The sequence below is a fragment of the Gemmatimonadota bacterium genome (assembly GCA_026706845.1).
Taxonomy (GTDB): domain Bacteria; phylum Latescibacterota; class UBA2968; order UBA2968; family UBA2968; genus VXRD01.
In genome coordinates, this window is the sequence record JAPOXY010000005.1 from 33,348 (window position 1) to 42,460 (window position 9,113).

General features: G+C 46.7%; 8 protein-coding genes. 5 read left to right on the forward strand and 3 right to left on the reverse strand.

Features of this window, described 5'->3' with window-relative positions; all coding sequences use genetic code 11:
* The 3 genes from OXG87_00350 to dnaA form a co-directional block, all read right to left on the reverse strand.
* Entirely contained in the window at positions 1–1,359 is a 1,359-nt protein-coding gene (locus OXG87_00350) for a sulfatase (GenBank protein ID MCY3867968.1), read from the reverse strand.
* A gap of 31 nt (positions 1,360–1,390) precedes the next feature.
* Positions 1,391–2,008: a DNA-3-methyladenine glycosylase 2 family protein gene (locus OXG87_00355; protein ID MCY3867969.1), complete on the reverse strand. Its 618-nt coding sequence runs from the start codon at positions 2,006–2,008 to the stop codon at positions 1,391–1,393.
* A gap of 631 nt (positions 2,009–2,639) precedes the next feature.
* Positions 2,640–4,022, reverse strand: a complete 1,383-nt coding sequence (dnaA, locus tag OXG87_00360; GenBank protein MCY3867970.1) for a chromosomal replication initiator protein DnaA — start codon at positions 4,020–4,022, stop codon at positions 2,640–2,642.
* A gap of 524 nt (positions 4,023–4,546) precedes the next feature.
* Here dnaA and rpmH point away from each other — a divergent pair.
* The 5 genes from rpmH to rsmG all read left to right on the forward strand — a co-directional run bounded on the left by rpmH (position 4,547) and on the right by rsmG (position 8,962).
* Positions 4,547–4,681 carry a 50S ribosomal protein L34 gene (gene rpmH / locus OXG87_00365; GenBank protein MCY3867971.1) on the forward strand — a complete coding sequence of 45 codons (135 nt, stop codon included), beginning with the start codon at positions 4,547–4,549 and terminating at the stop codon, positions 4,679–4,681.
* Positions 4,682–4,695: 14 nt separating this feature from the next.
* The gene (locus OXG87_00370; protein ID MCY3867972.1) at positions 4,696–5,025 is read left to right on the forward strand and encodes a ribonuclease P protein component; all 330 of its coding nucleotides are present in this window, start codon (positions 4,696–4,698) and stop codon (positions 5,023–5,025) included.
* A gap of 53 nt (positions 5,026–5,078) precedes the next feature.
* Positions 5,079–6,782 (forward strand): membrane protein insertase YidC, encoded by a 1,704-nt coding sequence (gene yidC / locus OXG87_00375; GenBank protein MCY3867973.1) that lies wholly within the window; start codon positions 5,079–5,081, stop codon positions 6,780–6,782.
* 13 nt (positions 6,783–6,795) lie between these two features.
* The gene (gene mnmE / locus OXG87_00380; protein ID MCY3867974.1) at positions 6,796–8,142 is read left to right on the forward strand and encodes a tRNA uridine-5-carboxymethylaminomethyl(34) synthesis GTPase MnmE; all 1,347 of its coding nucleotides are present in this window, start codon (positions 6,796–6,798) and stop codon (positions 8,140–8,142) included.
* 190 nt (positions 8,143–8,332) lie between these two features.
* On the forward strand, positions 8,333–8,962 hold the full coding sequence (gene rsmG / locus OXG87_00385; protein MCY3867975.1) for a 16S rRNA (guanine(527)-N(7))-methyltransferase RsmG: 630 nt from the start codon (positions 8,333–8,335) through the stop codon (positions 8,960–8,962).
* The last annotated feature ends 151 nt before the right edge of the window (positions 8,963–9,113 follow it).

The following is a 9,113-nucleotide window of genomic DNA, read 5'->3' on the forward strand; positions in this document are numbered from 1 at the left end:
TTATTCTTCCCAGGCGTTTACACCTTCACTGTCAAACGCCGGAAGCAGGACAAAGTGATCCTCTGTCTCAATCATGCGCTCGCACAGCAAGCGATGATGGTGGACAACCAGGTCGCGGTAATTGGGATCATCCACCAGATTATTCATTTCCCCGGGATCGTTTTTCAGATCAAAAAATTGCCAGGGCTTGCCGCCCATGTTATTGCCCTTCACGGTATATTTGTAATCCCGCGTCCGAAATCCCCGCCAGACCTCATCAAAAAATGGTGGTCTTTCCCGCAGTTCTGCAACAAACTCGAGCAAAACACCCTCGCGATCAAGCGCATCTACATCCCCGTGAATGAGCGGTGTCAAGTTCGTCCCCGGCACCTCATTTTTTGGGGTTAACCCCACCAATCCAAGCAGTGTTGGAAACAAATCCTCGGTGCATGTTGGGTCATTGATCACCGTTCCCGCCCGTTCTCTTATGCGGGGATCCCACACCATGAGAGGAATCCCCACAGATTCTTCGTAGGGCCACTGCTTGGCGCGCAGACCGTGTGCGCCCGCTAACTCGCCGTGGTCAGATAAAAAGACCACGACTGTATCATCCAATAATCCTTCCGCTTTGAGAAAAGCCATCATCTTTCCCACATTGGCATCCAGATTCTCAACCATAGCATTATAGCGCTTGCGATTGAGAATGAACGTTTCGCGCTGTGCGGGATCCGCCACATCAAAGTTTTCGGGTAATACAATATCTCTCGCTTCCCAGGCGGATTGCACATCTTCGGGAGCCACAAAAGGATCGTGAGGCGGTTCTACAGAAAGGACCATACAGAAAGGACGGTCATCCACGCGGTCTTTTATATGATCCATACCAATTTGAAACAAACCATCGGTCTGATACCCCTCAATTTTTTTCGGCGTGGGATCGTCATCTTCAAAATAACAGGTATCAAAGGGATCATTGCGCAGCTCAAAACCATACCACTTTTGCCAGCGACCCTGCCGAGAACGCGGTATCCGCGTGCGGTTGACCTGCACAGCAGATCCCAACCGCCCGTGCCCGCCATCGAGATGCCATTTGCCCACATAAATGGTTTCATACCCCGCCTCATTAAACTCATCTGCCAGCGTCCGCTCTTCCGTGGACATAGCGTATTCAATGCCCGGTATTTTGCGGACATGGGCATATTCGCCGGTCATAAGTGTAAACCGAAAAGGCACACAGATCGGATACGTGGAACACGCATTGTCAAATCGAACACCCTGTTGTGCAAAGGCGTCCAGATGCGGTGTGCGTGCATCCGGATCGCCGTGAACGCCAAGAGCCTGCCGGCGCAACTGGTCACTCAATAAAACGATTAGATTTGGCATACTCCGCTCCGTTTAGAATGAAAGTTTAGCCTCACAATTCAAGTGCCCGCCACATGTACCAGCTTCCCACTGAGCGATAAGGTCGCCACCGCTCGCAATAAACTATCATTTCTTTTTCTGTTGGCAACTCATCCAACCCATAAGTGAGCATAAATCCCTTGCGCACCCCCAAATCTTTTGTGGGGAGCACATCTGGCCTACCGAGTTGAAACATCAGAAGCATTTGAACCGTCCACTCTCCAATGCCGCGCACCTGTGTAAGATTTTCTACAATATCGGCATCCGACATTTCGCGAAGGCGTGAACCCGGGGGAATCAGACCATCTATGGTTTTTTGCGCCAGATCATTTACCGCAACCACTTTTGCCCGGGACATGCCCGCATTGCGAAGCACCTGGTCATCCATCGCAAGCACTTCATCCGGATTGATATTTCCCCCAGAAAACAGCGCACGCACCCGTTTGTGAATGGCGGCAGCCGCTTTTCCTGAGAGTTGTTGATAGATAATCGACCGCAAAAGCGCATCAAAAGGGTTTACTTGTCTGGGTAAATCAAGGTTTATTGGCCCTGCCTGCTCGATTAATTGACCGAGTCTGCGATCATTTTTGCACAATACCCGCATTGCTTTTTGAGAATCATAAGTCAGCACCCCGACCGTCTCCTATCAATGTATGCATGGTAAGATACCTTACTCTTGATGACACAGAACAATATAAACATATCCCCAGAAAAAACGAAACCCCTTCCTCAACCTGAGACAACAATCAACAATAGATTTACCCAATGTGGATAACTCAAATTACCATCCGCACAAACAAAAAGTAAAAACTTATTGTTTTTTAAAGAGAAACTGTTTCTGTGCACAGGGCTGTGCACAAATTTTTGTGTGTGGAAAACAATCTGGATAGATTGTGGATCTTTTGTGTGGAAAAGAAATCCACATTCCAAATTGTGGAAAACCACATAGATTTCCACATGTTCTGCACACAGAAATTCACAGTGTCATATTGGCAGAAGCATCCTTAACCCACTATTTTTAAGCGGGTTTTTCTCTTTTTATCGCATTTTCCACAGAATTCACAGCGTTATTATTATTATCGTATATCAAGTACACATTTTAATTTTATTAATAATAGAAACAAACAATGTGAGTAATGAAGCATCCCGACGATTCTGGATACCTGCACATAGATCAAAAAAATAACCCCAGACATCCAAACGGGCCTGAGGCATATATCTAATTACAAAGTCCGAAAAACTTCTACTTACAGGTCTTTACTCTAACCTACGATGTGATCTTGTAGTTCACTCACAAGATGTTCAAATTCTGGATCCGCTGATATTTTGTCTTCTATTCTCCGGCATGCGTGAATAACTGTGCTGTGATCGCGATTTCCAAATTGCAAACCAATAGTCTTGAGTGGAGCACCTGTCAGAGATTTGCTCAAATACATACTCACATGACGGGCTGTTGCCACATCTTGCTTCCGCGTTGTACCAATCAGTTTATCCAAAGGTATTTCAAAGAAGTGAGCTGCTGCTTTTTGAATGCTTTCAATAGTGATAGTCGGTTTGGTCTTTTGAGGCGGGCTTAGCAGCGTCTTTCGCGCTGTTTCAATCGTGAGGGGGTAGCGCTGTAATTTGGTATAGGCGATCAGGCGTTTTAATGCGCCTTCGAGTTCGCGTATATTGGTATCGATCTGCTCAGCTAAAAAACTGGCAATTTCGTGAGATAATAAAACGCCCATCTCTTCTGCTTTTTGCATTAAAATTGCCACGCGCGTGGACAGGTCAGGTGCTTCGATATTTGTAACCAAACCCCATTGGAACCGAGAAATCAACCGATCTTCAAATCCCTTGAGATGAGAAGGTGGGCGATCAGAACTGATGATAATCTGTTTATCTGCTTGAAATAGGGCATTAAATGTATGGATAAACTCTCTTTGGCAACCTTCGGTCTTCACATAATACTGGATGTCATCAACGAGCAACACATCCGCCTGGCGATATGTTTGATGGAAAACAGCGATTGTTCCGCGATTGATTCCCTCTAAATAATCTGTGAGAAACTGTTGTGCAGTAACATAAACCACGCGTTGAGCGGTCCCCATTTCGATACAGTGTGCGCCAATGGCCTGGAGCAGGTGGGTTTTTCCCAACCCAACGCCACCATAAAGGACAAGGGGATTAAAAGCCGTTTGTCCAGGCGACTCTGCCGTGGCTTTTGCCGCGGAAAACGACACCTCATTGCTTTCACCGACAACAAAATTGTCAAACCTGTAGCGTGGATTGAGCGGAAATACTGGTTGGACAGGGTCAGGTTGGAAAGATGGGGTAGCAGATACAGAATCAAGAGATGCTCCGTTCATGAATCCGGGAGCATCTGTCGCATGAGATGGCATTTGTTGATGAGTATCACCAACGACAAAAGTTATGCGTGGATTCCATGTGAAAACTTCCTGGATAGTCGTTTTGATCAACCCGATGTAATTTTGTTCTAACCAATCGGCATAAATCCTCTCGGGCACCACCAGAATAGTCTCTTCAGAGGTAAACTGCCGCGCCTTGATTGGAGCGAACCAGGTTTCAAAACTCTGATCCTGTATTTTTTCCTGGATGGCGTAGAGACACCGGTTCCATAAGTCAGAAGAGCGTTCATCCATAGGGCAATACCGTCTATGGCTGGCAAACACGCGCCAACTAAAGGAATATCAATAGGATACTTAACGTGCTGGAAACCGTTGTCCGAAAAAAACCGAATATACGGGGGGTTGACTTCGCTTCAGAAAATGGGGGGAACTCAATTATAGGAAGGAAATTGAAAGTATTCTGAAACTTTGAAATCGAAATACTTCGGTTATTCTTAACAGCAGACCACGGTGGGAGAGTCCACTTCAAAAGTGAATTTCAAAAAGTTCTGAAAGCTAACCGAAAGCTAAGCAATGAAATAAATGGTGTCAAGAGTGTTTTGCAAAAGAAAAATATTAATAAACATTTGAAAAATAGTAAAATAATAGCAAAAAGTCAATATATAGTGTACAAAAAAAATGTACACTATATATAGTAGTATGCCTGCACAGCCTCCCAGTCACGGGGAAATAGCTTGACAAAGGAGATACACACTTCTATATTCCAAACTCTTTGTCGATATAGATAATTGAAATTTTTGTAGATACGAGGTGGTTTGATGAAACGCACGTTTCAACCACATAATCGCAAGCGCAAGAATAAACATGGTTTTCGCGCTCGCATGAGTTCTCCTGGTGGTCGCCATGTCCTGAATCGACGGCGCCGAAAGGGTCGCAAGCAACTGTCGCATTGATATGTAGGTGTGTTATGGGAACACCCAACCTGCGTATTCGACGCGAAATTGCGAAAATGCGACAGCACGGCCAGATCTTTCGTGGGCGTTGGGTTCATGTTCGGATTGGTACTTCCGAGATGGATCTAACGCTCATTTCAATTCGGAAAAAATTTGGAACCGCGGTTCGGCGCAATCGCATCCGCCGGCAAGTACGTGCAGTATGTTCCGAACTAATACCTTCAGGCCATCCTCACCGTCTGGTACTTATCTCCATAGGAGACCACGCCTGCGGTGTCTCTTATACTGAACTCCGCCTTGAACTACACTTCGCATTTCAAAAGCTCGGTCTTATCGACCCCTGATCCGTTTTTGCAATCCCTTCCTTTGTTATTTTCTGTGCAGAAAGACTGAATCTATGGATAGACGTACAGTATTTGCCTTTGCGTTAATCGGCCTGATCTTGATACTGATGCCGTATTATATGGAATTCTTTCAAGGTGACAAACCTCAGCGTCGTGATCCTGTAGAAAAACCTGCCCCTCGCCAGATTGATCCAGCGCAGATTACTGATGCACCTTCCGAATCTCAACCCGCGCAACAACCTGAAACCCAACCCGCTCCTATCCAGGACAAAAGTCCAGCCCCTTCAACGACGTTCCAGGCACGTGATATTGTCATAGATGCGGAACTCTACCGCGCTGTCATCTCCACGCGCGGTGGGGTGATTACCAGTTGGCAACTCAAGAGCTATTTTGATCTCAATGGCAATTGGCTGGAATTGATCGCACCCAACAGTGCTGGACTCGGTGCTACTCTTGCGAGTGAGTCTCTCAATGGTCTCGAGTTTACTCCCGACCGAGACCGCCTCGAAATTTCTGGTGATACGCAAGACCTGATTGTATTTCGCGCTCAATCTCAGCGTGGTCCAGTCGAGAAACGTTTTCGATTTCAGGGCAACCGGTATCGCATTCACGTTTCCGTCATAACAGAAGGTCTTGCTCGAGATGATAAGTTGGCGATAACATGGGATGGTGCTCTCGCTGACACAGAAAATAAGCGCGGGACTTCAGAGAGTTTTTACGAAGGTGTTTACGAACAAATCGTCACCTACATGGGGGGAGAAGTCGAAACCTGGGATACAGACCGCCTCCAGGAGAAAGAGACACCCCCGAGCGGTCAGCTAACCTGGATTGGCATAAGAAATAAATATTTCCTCGCCGCGGTTATCCCCGACGAAGGTCGTTATGACCTCGCCTTATACGGTGATAATAAGACTGATCCATTTGGCTTTTCTTATCGCGATTTTGCTTTTGATATGTACGCTGATTCTGGGCTTAATATTATCAATTACTCCGCATATATTGGCCCAATTTCTTATGACATATTGCGTGCGCAAAATCGCGATCTCGATGGGCTTGAACGAGAACTGGACCTCGATGACTTTGTCGATTACGGTCCTTATTTTGTTCGCTCCATTCTCAAGCCAGTTACAATTTTAATTCTCAAAGCCTTCCTCGCCATGCATGCTCTGGTTCCAAATTATGGCGTGGTCATCATTCTTTTTTCTATTCTCGTCAAGGTCGTTGTCTTCCCTCTCACGCACAAGAGTCTTGAATCTACTGCCAAAATGCAGACTCTCCAACCCAAAATTGCCGAACTTCGCGAGCGTTATAGTAGCGACCAGAAGAAAATGAACGAGGCCATGATGAGACTCTATCGGGAGGAGAAAATCAATCCCATCGGTGGATGCCTGCCTATGCTCTTACAGATGCCCATACTCTTCTCTCTTTTCTCTCTGTTCCGCGGCACTATTGAGCTGAGACAAGCTGGGTTCGCGCTTTGGATAACCGACCTTTCCCAACCAGATACCATCCCCATTGGCGGTTTTGACCTGCACCTCTTGCCCCTTCTAATGGGCGTGTCGATGTTTATTCAGCAAAAGATGATGATGAAGGATCCCAAACAGGCTATTCTCGTCTATATTATGCCCATCTTTCTCACCTATATTTTTTGGAGTATGTCCTCTGGCCTCGTCTTTTACTATACGCTCTACAATGTGCTGACCCTCGCCCAGCAGATCATCATGGAAAAAACCAAATCGATGTTGGGCACGTCCTGATTGGTTTATTTCTATGTCTGACAACGACACTATCGCGGCAATCGCCACTGCGCCAGGCGAAGGTGCAATTGGCATCATCAGGCTCAGCGGACCAGATGCCATCTCTATTGGAGAAAGTCTCTTCAGAGGCAAAACCCCCCTCAGTCACCTTCCTTCTCACCAACTTTCTTTTGGACATCTCTACATTCAGAGTCGGGATTTTGACAAGGTCTTGGTCTCGGTCCTGCGCGCTCCCAATTCCTTTACCGGTGAAGATACAGTTGAATTTAACTGCCACGGAGGGCCATTTCTCCTCAGACGGATTATGGAAGCCATTTTTCAAGGAGGCGCCCGACCAGCTGGTCCTGGAGAATTTACCAGACGAGCTTTTATCAACGGTAAAATGGACCTCTCACAGGCCGAAGCCGTTTCTGATATGATCACCGCAAAATCCGATCTGAGCCTCCAATCTGCTTTTTTTCAACTCCGCGGTGGGCTTCATCGCCGTTTCGTAAAAATGGCAGAGTCTATTCGTCAGGCAGCCATGCTTCTCGAAGCTAATTTAGACTTTTCCGAGGATGTAGAGATAGATTTCGAGATGATTAAGCCACCGCTCTCGCAGGCTTTGAATCATATTGAAGACCTCATTCTTTCGTATGACCGCGGAAAAATTATTCGTGAAGGTGCTATGATCACCCTCGCAGGTCAACCCAATGTGGGAAAATCCAGCCTTCTCAACCGGCTCCTTGAAGAAGACCGTGCGATTGTTACAGATATTCCAGGTACAACTCGCGACACAATTGAAGAGCAAATTGATCTCGATGGCATTACTGTTACACTGGTTGACACTGCTGGTATTCGCGACACTGATGACCCGGTGGAAAGAGAAGGCACGCGCCGGTCTCAACAATTTATAGAACGCGCAGCTATTGTTCTCTATATCGTGGATGGATCGCTTCCTCCGCCTTGCGCGGGTCTGGACAACATCAGTCGTTATGATCACGCGTTTCTCGTCCTCAATAAGAGCGATCTGGATATTCATGCCGGCTGGCAAAGCATTCAGTCTCTCCATCCCCATATCATTCTTTCAGCCAAAACAGGAGATGGCATCTCCTCTTTGCGGGATCGCCTTCGTGAGAGTCTCCTGGGAAAGAGCGACCTACCCGAAGAAATCGTTACCAGAGAACGGCATGTTCTCGCGCTTCAACAGGCATCAACGGGCCTCTCTCATGCACTTCAAAGCCTTGAATTCGGCAATCCTGGAGAAATTATTGCCATGGATCTCCGCGTTGCACTGGACGCGCTTGCCGCGATTATTGGAGAGACTACTCCGGATGATGTTCTCGATCGAATCTTCAAGACCTTTTGTATTGGCAAATAATGTTGAACTGGACAGCGACGTGTTATGCTCGATTGAACTGGTCTGAACCAGTTGTACCCCGCTCACTCGCCTTCATACACCGTTCCACGTGAAACATGTAAAGAGGGGTTAGGTCTGGTGGCTGGTGCGTTGGGCTGTGTACTCCCCTCTTACACTATACTTCTTACTGCCTTTTCTAAAGGTGTATCCAATGCAACCCGATGAAGCCTTTGAGCTTGCGGAGAGATCCCTTGACCTTTCTTTTTCCCCAGAACAGATCGTGTTGCTCACGCAATACGTCGATTTACTTACCGATTGGTCGGCTCGTGTTCGATTGATCTCCCGCAATGACCGCAATTTTATATGGGAACGTCATATTCTCGATTGTCTTTCGTTGGTACCGCACCTGCCAATAGATGGTCCTCTCCTTGATTTGGGTTCGGGTGCTGGTCTGCCGGGTATTGTGATCAAGATTATGAGGTCCGACCTCGAAGTATATCTCCTCGAACCCGCTCGTATGAAGACCCTTTTTCTCAGGGAAACGATCACAGCGCTTGAACTTCAAAACACTTTTGCAATTAGAAGCCGCGCTGAGACACTTGTTGGAGATTCTCCTAAATTTATGATTGGTACAGCGCGCGCAGTAGCAAGGCTTCCTCAACTCTGGCATTGGGTTGAACCCCTTCTCGCTCCCCAGGGCGTACTTATCGCAATGAAAGGACCGGGTTCTCTCCGTGAGTTTACAAATGGTGTTCCAGACCACATTTATGCCGCAGAAACCACCTTGACTTTACCATTTTCACGGCGAAAGCGTTCCTTTGTTTTTCTTAAAAGATGTTGAACTGGTCTGAACCATTTGTACCCCGCTCACTCACCTTCATATACTGTTCCACGTGGAACGTAAGTTAGTAAATAGAAGATTATATTAACGAATTATTTATCATATAACCAGAGAGAAAGCCCGCTTCTCAACGTGAGCAACGGGCTTTTTT

Bases quoted from the DNA above. Each gene is read 5' to 3' on its own strand.
- OXG87_00350 (MCY3867968.1), bottom strand. From the start codon at position 1,359: ATGCCAAATCTAATCGTTTTATTGAGTGACCAGTTGCGCCGGCAGGCT.
- dnaA (MCY3867970.1), bottom strand. From the start codon at position 4,022: ATGGATGAACGCTCTTCTGACTTATGGAACCGGTGTCTCTACGCCATC.
- rpmH (MCY3867971.1), top strand. From the start codon at position 4,547: ATGAAACGCACGTTTCAACCACATAATCGCAAGCGCAAGAATAAACAT.
- OXG87_00370 (MCY3867972.1), top strand. From the start codon at position 4,696: ATGGGAACACCCAACCTGCGTATTCGACGCGAAATTGCGAAAATGCGA.
- yidC (MCY3867973.1), top strand. From the start codon at position 5,079: ATGGATAGACGTACAGTATTTGCCTTTGCGTTAATCGGCCTGATCTTG.
- mnmE (MCY3867974.1), top strand. From the start codon at position 6,796: ATGTCTGACAACGACACTATCGCGGCAATCGCCACTGCGCCAGGCGAA.
- rsmG (MCY3867975.1), top strand. From the start codon at position 8,333: ATGCAACCCGATGAAGCCTTTGAGCTTGCGGAGAGATCCCTTGACCTT.